The sequence below is a fragment of the Pseudogulbenkiania sp. MAI-1 genome, from assembly GCF_000527175.1.
Lineage (GTDB): Bacteria > Pseudomonadota > Gammaproteobacteria > Burkholderiales > Chromobacteriaceae > Pseudogulbenkiania.
Window position 1 is genome coordinate 1,375,305 of the sequence record NZ_AZUR01000001.1, and the last position, 18,660, is coordinate 1,393,964.

An 18,660-nucleotide genomic window follows, 5' to 3' on the forward strand; every position below is an offset into this window, starting at 1 on the left:
TACTACAAAGAATAGGTAAATAGTATTTACGCGATTCTTGAGATACCTTTCGTGGACGCTCGCAAGTCTGAACCAAGGCTGGTGGTGGAACTGGAAGGAGGCTTGTCATGCAGGGCCCCAAGGCCAGCAAATGGGTTGTAAATAGATGTTGCCAGGTACTACTGGCTATATTGCTATGCTGTATTTCTTTAAGCAGTTACTCCAAAACGATTACTTTACTTTCGATTGAGTACCCTCCTTACACTGGACACTCCTTGAAACAGGAAGGGCTCATCACAGCCATCGCCGTAGCTGCATTCAGTCGCGTGGGCTACCAGCTGAATATTCAGTACCGGCCTTGGGCTCGCGCCCTTCAGGAGGTCAAAAGAGGGGAGAGCGCCGGCGTTCTGGATGTTTGGTATTCCAAGGAGAGGACCGCTTTTCTGGAGTTTAGCCAGCCCCTCTTTGTTAGCGAAGTCGGATTTTATGCGCGCTCGAACAAAAAAATTGATGTGCGTGACTTGTCCAAGCTTGGCAAGTTCACTATCGGTGTCGTGCGGGGAACGCTCAAGCCACCGAATTTCGAAGCCGCACGCTTGCGCATGGAAGATGGCATCGATGATGCCAGCAATCTGCTCAAACTCGCCGCAGGGAGGGTGGATCTGGTCATGACGGACAGGCGGGTGGGAGAGTATCTTCTGCGGCACCGGTTGCAGCCACTTCGTTCACAACTTGTCTGGCTGACGCCTGCCATCTATCAATTCCCGCTTTATGTAGGGTTTTCCAAGCGATATCCTGGTTGGGAAAAGATCGTGACCGACTTTAACACCGGCTTGGCCTTGTTGCAGAAGGACGGCACTCTGGAGAAAATTAAAAGCGATAAGGAGTATTAGCCTGAATCGACATGGCTGGTGCTGGCGTTGAAGCTGGCCATGTCGAGAGCGGAAGGCGGCCTATTGTCGCTTTTGCACTATTGGGCATTGTTTTTAACGCCGCCTGTATTTCTCATGTCGGTAGGGGTTACGCCAAACTCTGCCCTGAAACGCCGCGTGAAATGCGAGGTATTGATGAATCCGCACTCAAATACGATATAAGATATTTGATGTTTGGTGCTTAGCAGCAAATGTTTGGCATGGTTTAATCTTAGTTTCAAGGAGAAATTCGCGGGTGTCATGCCAACCTCTGCGTGAAACAATCGCTCAAGCTGTCTGAGGCTGACATTGACCTTTCGCGCAAGGTCCTCGATTGAAAGAGGGCTACTTATATTGCGCTCAATCAAAAGCATGGCTTTGCGTACGGTCAGGTTCGATACTTTTTCTGTCAAGACAGGCTGCGGCTGAGGGGTGGTCGCCGGTAGCGGCATTTCCTCAAGCATGATGCGAAGCGCCCGTGCGGCTTCGAATTTCCCACAATGCTTCTCAATGATATGGGCAGCCAGATGCATGACTCCCGCCCCTCCGGCGCAGGTCATTCTCTTGTCGTCAATGATGAATAATTCATCCGAGCTGACCGATAGTTTGGGGAATTCGGTCTCGAAGTGCTGATGGTGAAACCAGCTTACGCAGCAATTACGACCTTGCATCAGCCCGGTACGTGCCAATATGAAGCTTCCGGTGCAAACGCCCACTAGCGGCACATCCGATTCTGCGGCATTTTTCAGATAGCTCACCAATTGGGGGGCTATTTTTTTTCCGGCGTGCAACAGGCCGCCGACGACGACGATATAGTCGAATGACTTCGGGTCTTCCAGTCTTGCGGTGGGGATGACCTCCAGCCCGCAACTGGATGCAATAGGTTGAGCATCATGGCTTAACACTTTCCATTTGCAGCGAATCTGACGGCTAAAGTCGCCGTCGTCTGCTGCCAATCTAAGCGCATCAATGAAATTTGAGAATGCACTCAGAGTGAACTGGGGTGCGAGTATGAAACCTACCGATAATGGTTTTGCCACTTCATTCTGCCTGGAAAATACATCATTGTTACCCATAACCATACCATCCATCTTTAGATGACTATCTCACGCAGATTGAAAATTGAAATAATTGCCGTTCACTGGTGGGATCTTTCCCTCCGAATTCCCGGATGTCTATGCTCAATCGTGAGCGTCTTGGTTGTCACGTCCGATAATTGCAACTCTTGCCAAGCTCAGTCAAGTTCTCACCTGAAGTCCGAGGGCATCACCCGAGGCGCTGGTTGTTGACTGGCCATGCCGATGTAATGGGGTGGTTGTCGGCCTTCTTCGGCCGCAATCGCCCGTCAATACAAGCTTTTCAGGTTCTCCACGTCCTCCGGCTTCATTTATGCAAACACTCCGTACCCGGGATGTATTACCAAAAGTAGGCGAAAGGCTGCAGGAAATGTAACTGGATGCTGGGGATAGTCTTGGTACGCTGTAGTCAAGCATTACACACAGATGACGGGTGGTCCTGAGCATCGTGTGACTGGTGCTGCTTGCAACGTTTGCTTTCGATGGACGCACCCAGATGCAGGATGGTGCTGCAGACCGGCAGGATTACCGCTGGCAGCAAGCGAGAGCCCTGAGCCTGGACTGTGCGCAGAGGGTGATACGTGTCGAGAGCTTCAATTTCTTGAACTTGCAAATTGGGATGACAGAATGACCCCAAACACGACATTTGCACTGAAGGGCGTGACACGTCCGGGTGCAATAGAGGAAGCCATACCTTCGGTCGCGGCTTCCGGGGCCGATATTCTTACGGTCAAAAACCTGTCGAAAATCTTCGGGCCGAAACCCGAACGTGCGGCAGAGCTGCTGAAGCAAGGTCTCGGCCGGAACGAAGTCTTTGCCCAAACCGGCAACATGGTGGCAGTCAATAATGTAAGCCTCAGCGTCAAAGCCGGCGAGATTTTCGTCATCATGGGATTGTCCGGCTCTGGGAAGTCGACGCTCGTTCGACTGCTCAACCGTTTGATTGAACCCACATCCGGCCAGGTCATTCTCGAAGGCCGTGATATCGCGCCCATGTCCACTGCTGAATTGCGAGACGTCCGCCGGAAGAAGATGGCGATGGTGTTCCAGTCTTTCGCGCTGCTGCCAAACCGGACGGTGCTCGACAACATCGCCTATGGACTGGAAGTCGCGGGGCTGAATAAAGCGGAACGGTACGACATCGCCCGAGCCGCACTGAACCGGGTTGGGCTGGGCTCGTATGAAAAGCTCTTCCCGAGCGAGCTTTCGGGCGGCATGCAGCAGCGTGTAGGCCTGGCGCGTGCCCTCGCGGTGAATCCGTCGGTGTTGCTGATGGACGAAGCGTTCTCTGCTCTGGACCCGCTGATTCGGTCCGAAATGCAGAACGAGCTGCTGCGCCTTCAGAAGGAGGAGCGGCGGACCATCGTCTTCATCTCTCACGATATTGAAGAGGCCCTCAAGATCGGCGGCCGAATCGGCATCATGAAGGATGGCTGCCTGATTCAGGTTGGCACCCCCGCGGAACTCATCCACTCGCCGGCAGACGATTACGTGCGCGACTTCTTCCGTAATGTGGATATCTCCCGGTTCCTCAAGGCTTCCAGCATGTTGACCAAGGTCGACAGAGGCCTGATTTCTTGTGATGTCAGTACCCCATCGGAGCAATTCCTCAATCAGCTCATCGATAGCGGGGCGGAGTGCGGCTATGTCTGCGACGAATCCGGGCGCTATCAAGGCTGCGTTACCCCTGCGTCCCTGCACAAGTCAGGTCGCAGCCCCATCCGGGATGCGTTGCTTCGCGATATCAATGCTGTCTCGCTCGACGCCGATTTGCATGAGCTGGCGGCCATTTCACTGAACCAGGAGCACGATGTTCCCGTCACTGATGCGGCCGGAAAGCTCGTCGGTGTGGTGTCCTGTCGGACGATACTCAAGCAGATCATGGAACGGAGGGGTGTATGAACGCGTCAGTCATCGGGAAGTTTGCAGAGGGCGCTGTCAATTACCTGTTCGAGCATTTCAGAGGCGGTTTTGATGCTTTCTCCTCTGGGCTGGGAGCGGTAGTCGAGTTGCTCGAGAACGGACTCGCCGCCGTTCCCTTCATCGCCATGCTCGTCATTCTTGTGGCAATTGCGCTTTGGCGGCGGGGTGTGGTGTTTGCGATCTTCGTGGGCCTGGCTCTTGAGGCTATCCAATACATGGGTCTGTGGACTCAAACGGTGTCCACCTTGGCTCTGGTGATTGCGGCCACCTTTTTCAGCCTCGCTGTGGGGGTGCCTCTTGGCATCTGGGGAGCACGGAACAATCGCGTGGAAGTGGTTCTGCGTTCCTTGCTCGACTTCATGCAGACCATGCCGGCGTTCGTCTATTTGATTCCGGCCGTCATTCTGTTCGGGCTGGGCAGGGTGCCCGCCGTTATTGCCACCATCGTTTTTGCCATGCCGCCGGTTGTACGCCTCACGACCTTGGGTATTCGGCAGGTTCGCGAGGAGCTGCTGGAAGCGGGGCGTTCGTTTGGCAGCACGGATTGGCAGCTGCTTTGGAAAATCCAGTTGCCGAACGCTTTGCCTTCCATCATGGCCGGCGTGAACCAGACCATCATGATGGCGCTCTCGATGGTTGTCGTGGCCTCGATGATTGGCGCCGGTGGTCTCGGTGAGTACGTCCTGAGCGGTATTCAGCGTCTTGATATCGGGATTGGTTTTGAAGGTGGCCTGGGCGTTGTGCTGCTTGCCATTGTGCTCGACCGGCTGACCGAGAGTTTTGGGGTGAAGGCAAAAAAAGCCAAAAAAGCAAAGCCGCTCGCCCGGACGGCAAAGACTGGCTAAAGCGGTAAGACGCAGGCCTGATTGGTAGGTGATTGAACCCAGGAACAGTCGTCTCGGAATGTGACGACACAAAGGGAGCAGGACTGGCGATTCAACAGGCGGTATCGATCGCCAGAGGTAGTACGGTGTTTGGAGCAACACACGGCAAACAGAGGGCCGTGACATTTTAAAAACTTCATGTAGTCACAAAGGAGCACCACGTGGAAAACAAATTGCTTAAATCGCTTCTGGGGAAGCTGGCAGTGTCGATGGTTGTGGCTTTGGGTGTTGGCGCGGCCCCCGCTGCGTCGGCTGCTGAACCGGTGAAGATGGCCGTAACGAACTGGGCCGATGTTCTGGCCGTGGCCAATGTTGCCAAGTACGTGATGGAGACCAAGCTCAATCAGCCGGTTCAGTTTGTACAGGCTGCCATTGGTATCCAGTATCAAGGCGTCGCCCGTGGTGATCTGGACATTATGGTTGGCGGCTGGCTGCCGGTCACTCACGCGACATACTACGAGAAGTATAAGAACGACATGCATGATGTAGGCATTATCTATACGGGTGGCAAAAATGGCTGGGCCGTGCCGGCGTATATTCCCGAGTCCGAACTGTCGTCGATTTCCGATCTCAACAAGCCAGAAGTCAAGAGCAAGCTGAGCGGCATCGTCCAGGGTATCGAGCCGGGCGGTGGCCTGATGATGGCCTCTGACAAGACGATCAAGTCTTACAACCTTTCTGGATACAAGCTGCAATCGTCCAGCGAAGCTGGCATGCTGGCTTCGGTTGCGCGAGCCTATCAGTCGAAGCAGTGGATTGTCGCCACTGTCTGGAGCCCGCACTGGCTTTTCCAAAAGCACAAGATGCGCTACCTCAAGGATCCCAAGGGTACCTTGGGTGGCGAGGAGCAAGTCCATGCCTTTGCCTCGAAGCAGTTTGCCACCAAGTTTCCGCGGGCCGCTGTCTTTATGAAGAATCTCAAGTTGACCTTGGCGGATGTCGAGGCCATCGAATTCGAGGGTAACAACACGAACGACTACGCGACCGCTGCGAAGAAGTTTGTCGATGCCCATCCGGAAAAAGTGAAAGCCTGGCTGCAGCAATAAGTCGAGCTCTGGCTCTCCGCGGCAGTGTTGTTCGCGGAGAGCCGAGCGCAACGCTTCGACAGGCACGAATGGCCCGTAACTCGAATCGATGATTTTTGCAGTCCTGGATGGCCTGCTTTGAACGATGACTTTCGGAGTAATCCCGTGAACGAGCACTCGCGCTTTTTTCATGAGTCCCTCATGAGCCGTGACCCCGTTATCGCATCGGAGATCGCGCTGGAGTTGCGCCGCCAGCAAACCCAGATCGAATTGATTGCTTCCGAAAACCTGGTCTCGGCGGCGGTCATGGAAGCACAGGGCACCGTGCTGACCAACAAGTACGCCGAGGGATACCCGTCGAAGCGCTATTACGGCGGTTGCGAACACGTGGACAGGGTGGAAGCGTTGGCTATCGACCGCGTGAAGGCTCTGTTCGACGCTGAGTACGCGAACGTCCAGCCTCATTCCGGGGCTCAAGCCAACGGGGCGGTGATGCTCGCGCTGATGAAACCGGGCGAAACGGTGATGGGCATGTCCTTGGATGCCGGTGGTCATCTCACCCATGGTGCGCGCCCAGCCCTCTCCGGGAAGTGGTTCAACTCCGTCCAATACGGTGTGAGCCCGGATACCTTCCTTATCGATTATGACCAGGTGCGTCGCTTGGCCGTGGAGCATCGTCCCAAGCTGATCATCGCCGGCTATTCGGCCTATCCGCGCGCTCTCGATTTCGCCAGGTTCCGTGACATCGCCGACAGCGTTGGCGCCCTGCTGATGGTGGATATGGCGCACATCGCCGGCATCGTGGCGGCGGGCAGGCATCCAAACCCGGTGCGTTTTGCCGATGTCGTCACCTCCACGACGCACAAGACGCTGCGCGGGCCGCGAGGCGGTTTTATCCTCACCAATAACGGCGACATCGCCAAGAAGATCAATTCGGCCGTGTTCCCCGGCTTGCAGGGAGGCCCGCTCATGCATGTCATCGCGGGCAAGGCGGTCGCCTTTGGCGAGGCGCTGCGCCCGGAATTCACGGCCTACATCGACCAGGTTCTGCGCAATGCCCAGGCGCTCAACAACGTCCTGCAATCCGGAGGCCTGAGCCTTGTCACTGGCGGAACGGATAACCACCTGTTGCTGGTCGATCTGCGCGCAAAGCGCCTCACCGGCATGCAGGCTGAAAAGGCGTTGGAGCGGGCCGGCATCACCTGCAACAAGAACGGCATTCCCTTCGATACGGAAAACCCGACCGTCACCTCCGGAATCCGGCTGGGCACGCCGGCCGGCACCAGCCGCGGATTCGGTACGGCGCAGTTTGAAGAGGTCGGCGAGATGATTCTGGAAGTGCTTTCCGCACTCGAGCGGGAGCCCTTCGGTGACGAGCAGGTTGAACGTGCTGTTCGGAGCCGGGTGAGGGACCTGTGCAGCCAGTTTCCTATCTATTCGCATTCAGAGACACACATTTAATCCACAGTCCGCAGAAAACGGCTTGTAAGAGCCAGCCGAGTATCTGCAGCTGTTGTTAAAGGCGTAACACCGCTTGGCGGTGTTGCAGGGGAAACTTTTGTCTTTTAAACGCCAATCTTCCGCCAAAACGTTGCCGAATTCTGGGGGCAACCAATACGGAAGTGCCGGCATCTTTCTTGAAGAAGGAGAAATCCGATGAGTTTTGAGGGAGTACACACCCCACTAGTGACCCCGTTCAAGGCGGACGGCGAAATCAACCATGATTTGCTGGCCAAGCATGCCACGGACCTGGTCGGCCGGGTTGCTGGCCTTGGGGTCGGCGGCACCACGGGCGAATACTATGCGCTGAGCTACGAAGAGCGGGTTCAGACGTTCAACACCGTGGCGGAGGCGGTGGGTGGCAAAACCTACCTGACCGCCGGCATCAACGCGACGACGACCCGCGAGGTGATCCGTTTGGGCCAGGAGGCCAAGCGCGCCGGTATGTCGGCTCTGCTGGTGGCTGCCCCGTATTACGCCCAACCGACGCAGGGCGAACTGCTGAACCACCTGTTGAAGGTGGACGACAGTCTCGACATGCCCATCATGCTGTACAACTTCCCGGCGCGTACCGGCACGGCAATCAGCGACGAAGTGCTCGAAGTGCTCCTCGAGCGGCCGAACTTCATCGCGATGAAGGAAAGCACCGGCGACGTTTCGCACCTGCATCACCTCGCTACCCACTTCCGCGACAAGCTGGTGCTGAGCTGCGGCATGGACGACCAGGCGCTCGAGTTTTTCGCCTGGGGCGCCAAGAGCTGGGTCGGCGGTGCATCCAACTTCTTGCCGGAAGCCCATACCGAGCTGTTCGACACCTGCGCCAAGCGCGGCGACTTCGAAACCGGCCGGAAACTGATGACCCGGCTGCTGCCGGTGCTCGAACTCTTGGAGCGCAGCGGGAAGTTCATCCAATACGTACGCTATGGCTGCGAACTGGCCGGCAAGCCCGTCGGTGTCGCCCGGGAACCGCTCGGCACGCTCACCGAAGAAGAGTGCCAGGCCTTCGCCAAGCTCGTTAAACCTCTGCTTCGCAACGAGTGATTTGATATGGGCTCGAAACAGGAATTCGTTCGGCTGCCGGCTCCGGATGGGGTGAACGGGTGGTGGGAGAGCCTGCCTCCTGCTGCCCCTGCCCAGACGGTGTCGTCTGAAAGCCGATATGACTGGGTAGTTGTCGGTGGGGGCATCACCGGGCTTTGTGCAGCCCGGCGCTTGGCTGAGCTTGCCCCCGAGGCCTCGATTGCGCTGGTCGAGGCCGACCGCATCGGGCGCTCGACGGCCGGACGAAATTCCGGTTTCTTCGTTGACTTGCCACACGACATCAGCAGCGAAAGCTACTCGCGCAGTGTGGAAGCTGACAAGGCGGACGTGCGGTTGCAACGTCACGGCATCGACTATGTCCGTTCAGCGGTACGCCAGCACAATATCGATTGCGATTGGCGCGACGACGGCAAGTTTCATGCCTCGGTGAACAAGAAAGGGAAGGCCGCGCTGGCTCACTTTGCGGAGGGATTGACGCGTATCGGCGAACCATTCGAATGGCTCGACGAGGCGGCCATCGCCAAGGTCACCGGGACGGACTTCTATCGCGGCGCCGTCTTTACGCCGGGGTGCAGCACGGTCCAACCGGCGGCATTGATGCGCGGTCTGGCGGCGACCTTGCCCGAGAACGTCAAGGTGTTCGAGCTGAGCGCGGTGCGGAGTATCGAGCAGCAAGGCCAGACCAAAGTGCTGAGCTTTGATGGCGGCCGGATCGCGGCCAAACGGGTGATCCTCTGTACCAATGCCTATGCGGCCAGGTTTGGGATGCATCCGAATGGCCTGCTGCCCGTGTACACGTTCGCCTCGATGAGCCGTGTGATGAACCCGGACGAGGTCAAGCGGCTCGGCGGGCAACGGTCGTGGGCCTTGATCCCGGCCGACCCGATGGGCACGACGGTTCGTCGCCTGATTACAGACCGCATTTGCGTGCGTAATCACTTCGTGTTCCGGCCAAACGTCGAGGTATCGGCGGCGGACCTCGCCAAGGCAAAAAGCCTGCACCAACGTTCTTTCGACCGGCGCTTCCCGATGTTGAAGGACGTCGAGCTGGAGTACACGTGGGGCGGCGCGTTGTGCCTGTCCGCTAACAACGGCGTGCTGTTTGGGCGAAGAGACGATGGTGTCTTCGAGGCCATCGGCTGTAATGGTCTGGGCCTGAGCCGAGGCTCGGCGTCAGGCAAGCTCATCGCGGAGTATGCGCTGGGTCAGTCCAATGGCCTTGTTCAGCAGCTGCTGCATCAGCCGCGTCCGCGTCCACTTCCTGTGCGCCCCATTGCGGACATTGGTGTCTCCGCCGCGATATGGGTCAAGGAGTTTTCGGCCGGGGCTGAACTTTAATCTGCCGAGCTTTAATTTTATGAGGATTAGGACATGACGACTTATCAAGAGTGGAAGCAAAAAGCAGAATCCCTGTCCATCGACGGGAGAGCGTTCATCGCCGGACAGCGCTGCACGGCAGCTTCGAACGAAACGTTTAACACCCTGAATCCGGCAACGGGAAAAGTGCTGGCCGAAGTCGCTCTGTGTGATGCATCGGATGTTGAACGTGCTGTAGTCGCTGCACGGGAGGCGTTCGAGTCCGGCGTGTGGTCGAAAGCGGCACCGGCACATCGTAAAGCGGTTCTGTCTCGCTTGGCGCAGTTGATCGAAGACCATGCGGAGGAATTGGCGCTGCTCGAGGCGCTCGATGCCGGCAAGCCCATCGGTGAGTGCCTCGGGCTCGACATCCCGGAGTCGGCCGCCTGCATCCGTTGGCATGCGGAAGTGACCGACAAGCGCTACGACGCCCTGTCGCCTTCGGGCTCGAATGTGGTGAGCATGATCACCCGCGAGCCGATCGGCGTGGTGGGTGCGGTGCTGCCCTGGAACTTCCCGGCGCTGATGCTGGCCTGGAAAATCGGCCCGGCGTTGTCGGTCGGCAACAGCGTCGTCGTGAAACCGGCTGCGCAAACGTCGCTGTCCACGCTGCGCATTGCCGACCTGGCGCTGGAAGCCGGCGTGCCGGCCGGCGTATTCAGCGTGGTTACCGGCTTCGGCTCTGGCGCTGGCCAGGCGATCGGGCTCCACCCCGATGTCGACCTGGTGGCGTTCACCGGTTCGACCGAAACCGGCAAGCGCTTCCTGCGCTATTCGGCCGACACCAACCTCAAGCGTGTGGTACTGGAGTGCGGCGGCAAAAATCCGCAAATCATTCTGCCCGATGTCGCCAACCTGGATGCCGTCGCGGAGCAAGCCGTGGCGGCCGCGTTCTGGAACATGGGTGAAAACTGTAGCGCGGGGTCGCGCATGCTGGTTCCATCCAGCATGAAGGCCGCGTTGCTGGAGAAAATGCAGACCGTGCTGGAAGGCTGGAAGACCGGCGACCCGCTCGACCCGGACGTGAAGCTCGGCGCGCTGATTGAGCAGCGGCACTATGAAAAGGTGCTCGGTCACATCGAACAGGCGAAGGCGGAAGGCGCACACTTGGTGTGCGGCGGCAACGCCGTGCTGGTCGAAAGCGGCGGCTGGTATGTCGAGCCCACCATCTTCGACAATGTGACGCCGGAGATGAGCATCGCGGTGGAAGAAGTGTTCGGCCCGGTCCTGTGCGTCATCGAATACTCCGACGTCGAGGAAGCGGTCCGCATCGCCAACGACACCTGCTACGGCTTGGCGGCCTCGCTATGGACCGACAACGTCAACAACGCCCACAAGGTAGCGGCCCGAATCCGGGCGGGTACGGTGACGGTGAACTGCTTCGGCGAGGGGGATCTCTCCACGCCGTTCGGCGGCTTCAAGCAATCGGGCTTCGGTGGCCGGGACAAATCCGTCTACGCGCACGACCAGTATTGCGAGCTGAAGACGACCTGGCTGAAGCTCGATTGACGTCTGATGGCCCGACCTTCCGAGGTCGGGCCATCCGGATGCCGGGAGGCCTCCTCCGCTTGCGGTGGAGGCCACTGGCGCTAGCAATAAAGGTGCCATAATGGAATGGTTCTGACTCACGAGCGCACGCTTAAAAGGTAGTAACCATGCAGAAGAAGCAGTTATTTACCGACAGACTCCTGGCGCAGATGCCGTCGTTACGGGCACTCAGATGCTTTGTCACCGCGGCGCGATACGAGAGTTTTACCCAGGCGGCAGAAGTGCTATGCGTGACGCAGGCGGCCATCAGCAGGCAAATCAAGGAGCTCGAGGATTCACTTGACGTTGCCCTGTTTGAACGCACAGGGCGGCACATCGCGCTAACCGATGCGGGACGCATTCTCTACAACGCGTCCTACCTCTCGATCATGAATATCGCCGAGGCCGCCGAGGCGGTAAGACGCTCCGACAAGCATGCCTTTACCATTTGCGTCTCGCACACCTTCTCCGCGTTGTGGCTGTCGTTCAGGTTGCCGTCGTTCCGCAAGAGATTCCCGAACATGAGGTTGCACGTGATCGTGACGGAGCATTTCATGGAGCTGGACGAGCTCATGGAGCCTGACATCATCATCACCAAGAATCCGCCGCGTGAACAGGAGTATGAAGTCGAGCCGCTTTTTCATGACATTGTGTACCCGGTCTGCAGCCCATCGTTCTATCAGCAGCATTTCCAAAACAAGAAGCTGAAGCCGCTGGATCTGCTGTCGCGTCCTACCTTGCACCTTTCTTTGTTGGGGAGAGCCCAGGTTTGCGAGCATGTTGATTGGCGGGTATGGCGGAACTGGTTCCAGAAAGGCGATGAGTCGGACCGGGTCACCGAAGACGATTATCTGGAGAGCAACGATTACCGGCTCCTCGTCGCTCAGGCAGAAGCGGGCGAGGGCACCCTGCTTGGTTGGCACCACCTGGTTCATCGCCAAGTGGAGCAGGGGCTATTGATTCGGCCGGTTCAGGATGCTCTCGTGTTCCATGACCGACACCACTATCTGATCACACACAAGAACGCCAAGCTTCGACCTGAATATCTGCAGTTTCGCGAATGGCTTGGCGAGGAAGTCGACGCGATGATGCGCGAATGGCGTGGCGTCCAAGCCGAAACCATCAAATAGCGTGTGCTGACATAAGGCGTGAATCCTGTTGATGAAATTGGCGAATCCCCGAACGATGGCGCATGGCCAGGCCGCAACATGAAAGCGACGACCGGAAAAACGAAAGGTTATCGGCGGCTGATACCGTCGATGACGGCTCTGGTCGAGTTTGAAGCCGTTGCACGGCTAAGCAGCTTTACCGTTGCCGCGCAGGAAGTCGGGGTCACCCAGGCGGCGGTCAGCCGGCAGGTGCGGTTTCTCGAGGAGACGCTCGGCGTGCGGCTTTTTCACCGCTTGCATCGTGCCATCAAGCTGACCCCTGAAGGCGAGGCCTTGTATCTCGTCGTATCCGAATCCATGCAGAAGATTGCCGGGGTGTTCGACCGGCTCGCAAGCGGTGCCGAGCAACAGGAGCTGGTGTTGGCCGCCACTGCTGCCTTCTCGCGATTTCGCCTGCTGCCTAGACTCGCCGCGCTCAAGCGGTCTCTGCCGCATGTGCAGCTACGGCTGACGACGCAGATGTTTAGCGCGGATCTGCTGCCCAAGGGGATCGACGTTGCCATTCGTTTTGGCAACGGCAAATGGCGTGAGGGCGCCGCGACCATGCTGTTCGATGAAGAGGTGTTTCCGGTTTGCTCGCCGTGGTGGCTGGAGGCGAACAAGGCTCCTGACTCGCTTGCCGAGCTGGCCGATACGGCCCTCATCGAGTCCGACTCGACATCGGAAGGCTGGATGGGATGGAGCGAATGGTTCGACGCGGCCGGCTTTCGAGTGCCGCATTTGCACTACGCATTCCGTTGCAGCTTGTATACAGATGCCATTCAGGCCGCGCGCGATGGACAAGGCGTCGCCCTGGGTTGGGGGCGACTGGTTCATGATTTGCTGGCCACTGGCGAGCTCGTCCGGCTGACGACAGCATCCGTCAAGGTCAGTGATGCGTATTACATCGTGGTTCCGCATGGCCGCACCATGACGCCGGCGATCGAGGCCTTGATCGAGTGGCTGCGTAAGGACGTGGTGGCGAGCTGACGCGCACAGCCTGATGGGCTGCCTCAAGCTGTCCGCTAAGTTCCTGCTGATTGCCGTCCTCAACCGCTACCGACGATATCCGGCGCCTAGTCGATACCATCTGCAACGACACCGAACGCACCGCCCAGGGTATGGCCGCCGCGCGTGCCGGCATGGAACGGAGTTCCGCCAGCGTTCAAAACGCCAGCAGTACCCTTTCCAGCATCCGCGTACAGAGCGAAGCGAGTCAGTTGGCCACCGATGAGATCTCGGTGGCGATGAACCAGCAGCAGACCGCCAGCCAGCAGGTGGCCGCCAATGTCGAAATGATCGCCCGCGCGGCGCTCGCCTGCAGGGGACGCCAACCAGCCCTCAAGTCAACAAACACCAGATAGCGAGAAAGGGGGCGGAGCCAGACCTCATCGCATGCAGGCTGCTAGGGGCGTTGTGTATGCCGCCGCCGATTCCGGGGTTGAACCATTCCCCGTCTTTCTGGCGAAATTCCCCATCAGTCAACAGCACGTAGGCTTCCTCCGGCGGATGGCTATGGTCCGGATACCTCACATGGGGCGACATGATAGAAAAGCCGAGTTGAACGTCATAGCGGCTCTCGGCGCCGCCAGGCCCGCAAATCATGCCGTGTACGTGCCCATCGATATAGTTTTCGCTCCCATTTGCACCCGAGGTACGGCGCGACCACCCCAACGCAGGTTCGAGGAGCTTGATGGCCCGGGCAGCGGCCCCATACGGGGTGTCGTCTTCCGCGATAGACGCCAGCGCAGCGTCCAGCCATTCGCAAGCCGGATACCGTGTGCTGTGTCTTACCCCGTCATCTGACGGGGTTTGCAGCCGCGCGAACACCTGGGCCGCGACGGCTCGTCCCGCTTCCGGAAGTTTTTGCGATTGGAAGAGGGCTTCGGCGATTCGGATAAAAGCCTGTACGTCTTCAGGGCGAGTGGTCATGTTGTGCTCCGAGCCGAGTTCGAGATTACTTTGCCGTATGAGGCGGAATAGGGTGCGCAACAACATATATTTATTCCGCACCCTCAGAAGCCAGTATTGCTATCGGCCGCGACATATTGTCTCCCAATATTATGCGAAATTAGAAAGCGGGTCTTCGCGGCAAATCTGCTTTATTTTCTCGATCGCATTACATCAAGTTATGGGTTACGCCAACGTTCTGCTGACATGGATAGCGGCGTGACGGTAGCGTCAGGCGCGCTGATTTCGCATTACTTCAGGTAATGCGAAAGGGAAAATATAGCGCGTTGACGCTTTTTTTCGCTCCCCCAATACTCGATTCGTCAGGGATGGCCGACGGCAGAATCCCAATCGGAGTAAACAAGAGGAGTTAGTAGCAGTGAGCAACCAGACCAAAACACTCGCCCTTATCCAGCAACGCAAGCCGCGTCACGTTCTCTCGCGTGAACTGTATATTGACCCGGACGTGTATCGCGATGACCTGGCGCAGATCTGGCATAAAGAGTGGATTTTTGCAGGACATACCTTCGAACTGGAAAAACCCGGTCAATTCATGACGCTACAGATCGGTGACTATCCGATTGTCCTGGTGCGTGGTAGCGACGGTGAATTACGCGCATTTCATAATGTCTGTCCCCATCGCGGTTCAAAGGTATGTCAGGGTTCCAGTGGCAAATCCGCCAGGCTGGTCTGCCCCTATCACAAGTGGACCTTTGGTCTGGACGGCAAACTGCTGTTTGCCGGTAACATGGGCAGCGACTTCGACCCTCTCAATCACGGGCTCAAGCAGGCCCACTGTGCCGTGGTAGAGACTTATATATACGTCTGTGTGGCCGAAACCGCCCCCGATTTCGAAGCCTTTCGCCAGGCCTTGACGCCCTTCATCGCGCCTCACAATCTCGCGGACTGCAAAGTCGCCTATGAATCCACCATCGTCGAGAAGGGCAACTGGAAGCTGGTGTTCGAGAACAATCGCGAGTGCTACCACTGCGAAGGCTCTCACCCGGAACTGCTGAACTCCTTCGTCGAAAACCTCTCCGTGGCCGGCATTGTCGGCGACGAGGATCCGGAGCTGGCGGCCTTTCTGGATCGTTGTGAAACGGGTGGACTGCCAAGCCGCCTGGTCATGGCCGAAGGCGGCCAGTATCGCATCACCCGTATCCCGTTGGCCGCCAACGCACGGAGTTACACCATGGACGGCAAGCCCGCGGTATCCGGTCGGCTGGATCAGAGCGGAGTGGAGAATATCGGGGCGCTGCTGTACTTCAACTACCCCTCCACTTGGAATCATTTCCTGGGCGACCACGCCCTGAGTTTCCGCGTCTTGCCCATTGGTCCTGGCGAGACTGCCGTGACAACCAAGTGGCTGGTGCACAAGGATGCCCAAGAGGGGGTCGACTATGACCTCGATAACCTGACCCGTGTATGGATAGCGACCAATGACCAGGACCGGAAGCTCGTCGAGGGGACGCATGCCGGGGTGAGCTCGCCGGTTTACGAGCCGGGACGCTATTCGGATCTGGCGGAGAACGGCCCTTGCCAGTTCGACGACTGGTATTGCGAGACGATGAAGTCCCGGCTCGCAGACTGATCCTTTCTTCGCAACGGCGCTGCCCGCAGCGCGGGCAGCGCCATCCCCTGATGTTCAAACTTCGTGTCCGGCCAAGTGGCCAGGTGTGAGAGCCAAATGTCGCTATACGCATTCATCCAGGAATTTCACTTCACGCAAGCCCCGCTTGCCACCCGTCAATGTCTTCTGACTTGCCTGCTGGACATCCTCGGGGTGGCCGCCGGGGCGCGGAACAACCAGACCAGCCAGGTGCTTCGCGAATACGCCAGCGAACACTATCCAGCGACCGGGATCGCCAGCCGGCTGATGTTCGACGGGCGCCACGTCCACCCCTTGGGGGCCGCCTGGGCTGGTGGCTTCTGCGTCGACAGCCTGGATGCCCACGAAGGTCACTTCACCTCCAAGGGACACGCCGGTGCCACCGTGGTACCGGCTTTGCTGGCATTGGCCGATGCCTATCGGCAGCAGGGACATCAGATCAGTGGTGAGGAATTCCTGAGCGCGCTGTGTATCGCGTACGAAACGGCGCTGCGTGCCGGCGCGGCATTGATGGCGACGGCTCCGGAGTACCACGCCTCAGGATCGTTTTCGGGCATTGGGGTGGTCTGTGGTGGGGCCAGGCTGCTGGGCATGGATGAATCCACCTTCCGTCATGCTCTCGGTATCGCCGAATACTTCGGCCCACGCTGCCCCATGATGCGGCTGGTCGATCATCCCTCGATGCTGCGTGATGCCCACGGCGCGGGTGCGTATGCGGGCATCAACGCGCTGCTGTTGGCGAAGGCGGGAGTGACGGGCGCGCCGGCCGAGACCATCGAGTCGACCGCCGTGGCGGCCCAGTGGCACGACCTCGGACAGCGTTGGGAGATCGATGCCCAATACTTCAAGCCTTGGCCGGTATGCCGCTGGGCGCAGCCGGCGCTCACCGCGATGGAGGCATTGCGGCAGCAGCATCCCGGTGTCGACGCGGACAACATCGAGCGGATTCGGGTCGAGACATTCCATGAGTCGATGCGCCTGCAGGGGCATGCCCCGGCCAACGCCGACGAAGCCCAGTATGGCTTGGCCTTTCCGCTTGCGGCACTGATCTGCCGCAGGCAGGTCGGCCCCGCGGAGGTGACCGGCGACGCCATTCACGCCGTCGACATCCGTGCCCTCAGCCAGCGCATCGAGATCGTCGAAGTGGACGACCTGTCGAGCCGTTTTCCCGAAGAGATCCTGTCACGGGTTCATCTCTGGCTCAAGGACGGGCGCGTGCTCAGCAGTGATACCACCGCAGCCAAAGGCGACCCTGCCACGCCGATACCCGCAGAGGAATTACGCGACAAGTTTCACCGGATGGCCGGTGTGAGCCTTGCGGCATCGCACCGCCAAGCCATCGAACAACGGGTGGCCGAGCTCGCCGACAGCCCCACCTGTGCACCGCTATTCGATCTCATTCTGAATGGCGTGCAGTAAACTGCTTAAAGGAACCACCCCCATGCTCAGCCTGACCAGCTCCGAATACCTCAACCCCGTCAATACCCAGACCTGGACGAATGGTCGTCACCTTGTGCGCTGCCGCAAGGTCATCCAGGAAACCCACGACGTCAGGACCTTCTGCTTCAGCATGCAGGAGCCGGTGCTGTTCTTCTTCAAGCCCGGCCAGTTCGTGACTCTGGAGTTGGAGATCGACGGCAAGCAGGTGATGCGTTCGTACACCATTTCCAGCGCACCGTCGATTCCCTACAGCTTTTCCATTACGGTGAAGCGGGTGCCGGGTGGCGTGGTGTCGAACTGGCTGCACGACAATCTCCAGGAAGGGGATCTGCTCCCGGTGCATGGTCCGGTCGGGCAGTTCAACTGCATCGACTATCCGGCTCAGAAGGTGCTGTATCTCTCCGGAGGCGTCGGGATCACCCCGGTGATGTCCATGGCGAGGTGGTTCTTCGACACCAACTCCGAAGTGGACATGGTGTTCGCCCATAGCGCCCGCACGCCAAGGGACATCATTTACCGGGCCGAGCTGGACTACATGTCCACCCGCATCGAGAACTTCAAGTTGTACCTCATCTGCGAACGGACCGAGATCGGCCAGGTCTGGAGCGGATACCGTGGCTACCTGACCCGGGCGATGCTGCAATTGATCGCCCCCGACTTTCTCGAGCGTGAGGTCTTCTGCTGCGGGCCGGCTCCGTATATGCGCGCCGTCCGCCACTTCCTGCAGGAAGCCGGCTACGATATGTCGCGCTACCACGAGGAGTCGTTCGGTGCGACGCCGGAGGCCGACATCGCCCTGGCCGAGGAGCATGCGGCCGAGGCCCACGAGCACGCAGAGGCCGCGCAGGACACCCATTGCGTGACCTTCAAGGAGTCCGGCAAGTCGGTGCGGGTGGCGAGCAGCACCACCCTGCATGCGGCGGCGGCCGGCGCCGGCCTCACCATCCCCAAAGCCTGCGGCATGGGCATCTGCGGCACCTGCCGGGTGAGAGTGCTGGAGGGCGAGACGGAGATGAATCACAACGGCGGCATCACCGAGGAAGAAATCGCCGAAGGCTATGTACTCACCTGCTGCACCAAAGCCAAATCCGATGTGAGTCTGGAGTACTGACCCAGGGTGAGCCATCCGGAGCGGTGTCGTATTCGGGCACGGATGCTTCATAGACCTCCAACGGCTTTCCTTGGGAAAGCAGCAGCCACGGCATCGGGCGCGGAAAAAAGATCGAAGGCGGCATTGGGTCACCTGTCAGGGAGCAAAGCAACTGCCGCACTGTTCCTGTCGGGGGCAGGT

General features: G+C 58.6%; 16 protein-coding genes. 14 read left to right on the forward strand and 2 right to left on the reverse strand.

All coding sequences use genetic code 11. The annotated features are described in order from the left end of the window. The first annotated feature begins 107 nt into the window (after nt 1-107). Nucleotides 108-872 carry an ABC transporter substrate-binding protein gene (locus PSEMAI1_RS0106380; RefSeq protein ID WP_024302066.1) on the forward strand — a complete coding sequence of 255 codons (765 nt, stop codon included), beginning with the start codon at nt 108-110 and terminating at the stop codon, nt 870-872. A 77-nt stretch (nt 873-949) separates the two neighbouring features. Here PSEMAI1_RS0106380 and PSEMAI1_RS0106385 read toward each other — a convergent pair whose 3' ends face one another. Beyond that, nucleotides 950-1,966 carry a GlxA family transcriptional regulator gene (locus PSEMAI1_RS0106385; protein WP_232219851.1) on the reverse strand — a complete coding sequence of 339 codons (1,017 nt, stop codon included), beginning with the start codon at nt 1,964-1,966 and terminating at the stop codon, nt 950-952. Between the two features lie 627 nt (nt 1,967-2,593). Here PSEMAI1_RS0106385 and PSEMAI1_RS0106395 point away from each other — a divergent pair. The 10 genes from PSEMAI1_RS0106395 (at nt 2,594) to PSEMAI1_RS0106440 (ending at nt 13,734) form a co-directional block, all read left to right on the forward strand. Then, nucleotides 2,594-3,868: a glycine betaine/L-proline ABC transporter ATP-binding protein gene (locus PSEMAI1_RS0106395; RefSeq protein ID WP_024302068.1), complete on the forward strand. Its 1,275-nt coding sequence runs from the start codon at nt 2,594-2,596 to the stop codon at nt 3,866-3,868. Beyond that, nucleotides 3,865-4,734, forward strand: a complete 870-nt coding sequence (locus PSEMAI1_RS0106400) for a proline/glycine betaine ABC transporter permease (RefSeq protein WP_024302069.1) — start codon at nt 3,865-3,867, stop codon at nt 4,732-4,734. Before PSEMAI1_RS0106395 ends, PSEMAI1_RS0106400 begins: the two co-directional genes overlap by 4 nt. Nucleotides 4,735-4,934: 200 nt before the next feature. After that, complete coding sequence (locus PSEMAI1_RS0106405) at nt 4,935-5,819, forward strand: glycine betaine ABC transporter substrate-binding protein (RefSeq protein ID WP_024302070.1); 885 nt, start codon at nt 4,935-4,937, stop codon at nt 5,817-5,819. Between the two features lie 180 nt (nt 5,820-5,999). Further along, nucleotides 6,000-7,259, forward strand: coding sequence for a serine hydroxymethyltransferase (glyA, locus tag PSEMAI1_RS0106410; RefSeq protein ID WP_198019585.1), 1,260 nt, complete (start codon nt 6,000-6,002; stop codon nt 7,257-7,259). A 195-nt stretch (nt 7,260-7,454) separates the two neighbouring features. Beyond that, nucleotides 7,455-8,339 (forward strand): dihydrodipicolinate synthase family protein, encoded by an 885-nt coding sequence (locus tag PSEMAI1_RS0106415; protein WP_024302072.1) that lies wholly within the window; start codon nt 7,455-7,457, stop codon nt 8,337-8,339. 6 nt (nt 8,340-8,345) lie between these two features. Beyond that, the gene (locus tag PSEMAI1_RS0106420) at nt 8,346-9,677 is read left to right on the forward strand and encodes an FAD-binding oxidoreductase (protein WP_024302073.1); all 1,332 of its coding nucleotides are present in this window, start codon (nt 8,346-8,348) and stop codon (nt 9,675-9,677) included. 33 nt (nt 9,678-9,710) lie between these two features. After that, nucleotides 9,711-11,204: an aldehyde dehydrogenase gene (locus PSEMAI1_RS0106425; RefSeq protein WP_024302074.1), complete on the forward strand. Its 1,494-nt coding sequence runs from the start codon at nt 9,711-9,713 to the stop codon at nt 11,202-11,204. 146 nt (nt 11,205-11,350) lie between these two features. Beyond that, on the forward strand, nt 11,351-12,352 hold the full coding sequence (locus PSEMAI1_RS0106430) for a LysR substrate-binding domain-containing protein (protein WP_024302075.1): 1,002 nt from the start codon (nt 11,351-11,353) through the stop codon (nt 12,350-12,352). Between the two features lie 78 nt (nt 12,353-12,430). Next, nucleotides 12,431-13,360, forward strand: a complete 930-nt coding sequence (locus PSEMAI1_RS0106435) for a LysR substrate-binding domain-containing protein (protein ID WP_024302076.1) — start codon at nt 12,431-12,433, stop codon at nt 13,358-13,360. A 50-nt stretch (nt 13,361-13,410) separates the two neighbouring features. Next, nucleotides 13,411-13,734 carry a hypothetical protein gene (locus tag PSEMAI1_RS0106440; RefSeq protein ID WP_024302077.1) on the forward strand — a complete coding sequence of 108 codons (324 nt, stop codon included), beginning with the start codon at nt 13,411-13,413 and terminating at the stop codon, nt 13,732-13,734. Here PSEMAI1_RS0106440 and PSEMAI1_RS0106445 read toward each other — a convergent pair. Next, a complete protein-coding gene (locus tag PSEMAI1_RS0106445) occupies nt 13,712-14,302 on the reverse strand; it encodes a dimethylsulfoniopropionate lyase (protein ID WP_024302078.1) in 591 nt (196 codons plus the stop codon). The two genes, PSEMAI1_RS0106440 and PSEMAI1_RS0106445, sit on opposite strands and share 23 nt — an antisense overlap. A gap of 397 nt (nt 14,303-14,699) precedes the next feature. Between PSEMAI1_RS0106445 and PSEMAI1_RS0106450 the strand changes: the two genes are divergently transcribed. The 3 genes from PSEMAI1_RS0106450 (at nt 14,700) to PSEMAI1_RS0106460 (ending at nt 18,480) form a co-directional block, all read left to right on the forward strand. After that, nucleotides 14,700-15,911, forward strand: coding sequence for an aromatic ring-hydroxylating dioxygenase subunit alpha (locus PSEMAI1_RS0106450; RefSeq protein WP_024302079.1), 1,212 nt, complete (start codon nt 14,700-14,702; stop codon nt 15,909-15,911). 96 nt (nt 15,912-16,007) lie between these two features. After that, the gene (locus tag PSEMAI1_RS0106455; RefSeq protein WP_024302080.1) at nt 16,008-17,348 is read left to right on the forward strand and encodes an MmgE/PrpD family protein; all 1,341 of its coding nucleotides are present in this window, start codon (nt 16,008-16,010) and stop codon (nt 17,346-17,348) included. 22 nt (nt 17,349-17,370) lie between these two features. Next, a complete protein-coding gene (locus PSEMAI1_RS0106460) occupies nt 17,371-18,480 on the forward strand; it encodes a hybrid-cluster NAD(P)-dependent oxidoreductase (RefSeq protein ID WP_029770518.1) in 1,110 nt (369 codons plus the stop codon). The last annotated feature ends 180 nt before the right edge of the window (nt 18,481-18,660 follow it).

Bases quoted from the DNA above. Each gene is read 5' to 3' on its own strand.
- PSEMAI1_RS0106425 (WP_024302074.1), top strand. From the start codon at position 9,711: ATGACGACTTATCAAGAGTGGAAGCAAAAAGCAGAATCCCTGTCCATC.
- PSEMAI1_RS0106435 (WP_024302076.1), top strand. From the start codon at position 12,431: ATGAAAGCGACGACCGGAAAAACGAAAGGTTATCGGCGGCTGATACCG.
- PSEMAI1_RS0106445 (WP_024302078.1), bottom strand. From the start codon at position 14,302: ATGACCACTCGCCCTGAAGACGTACAGGCTTTTATCCGAATCGCCGAA.
- PSEMAI1_RS0106395 (WP_024302068.1), top strand. From the start codon at position 2,594: ATGACCCCAAACACGACATTTGCACTGAAGGGCGTGACACGTCCGGGT.
- PSEMAI1_RS0106400 (WP_024302069.1), top strand. From the start codon at position 3,865: ATGAACGCGTCAGTCATCGGGAAGTTTGCAGAGGGCGCTGTCAATTAC.
- PSEMAI1_RS0106430 (WP_024302075.1), top strand. From the start codon at position 11,351: ATGCAGAAGAAGCAGTTATTTACCGACAGACTCCTGGCGCAGATGCCG.
- PSEMAI1_RS0106415 (WP_024302072.1), top strand. From the start codon at position 7,455: ATGAGTTTTGAGGGAGTACACACCCCACTAGTGACCCCGTTCAAGGCG.
- glyA (WP_198019585.1), top strand. From the start codon at position 6,000: ATGAGCCGTGACCCCGTTATCGCATCGGAGATCGCGCTGGAGTTGCGC.
- PSEMAI1_RS0106460 (WP_029770518.1), top strand. From the start codon at position 17,371: ATGCTCAGCCTGACCAGCTCCGAATACCTCAACCCCGTCAATACCCAG.
- PSEMAI1_RS0106380 (WP_024302066.1), top strand. From the start codon at position 108: ATGCAGGGCCCCAAGGCCAGCAAATGGGTTGTAAATAGATGTTGCCAG.
- PSEMAI1_RS0106420 (WP_024302073.1), top strand. From the start codon at position 8,346: ATGGGCTCGAAACAGGAATTCGTTCGGCTGCCGGCTCCGGATGGGGTG.
- PSEMAI1_RS0106385 (WP_232219851.1), bottom strand. From the start codon at position 1,966: ATGGGTAACAATGATGTATTTTCCAGGCAGAATGAAGTGGCAAAACCA.
- PSEMAI1_RS0106455 (WP_024302080.1), top strand. From the start codon at position 16,008: ATGTCGCTATACGCATTCATCCAGGAATTTCACTTCACGCAAGCCCCG.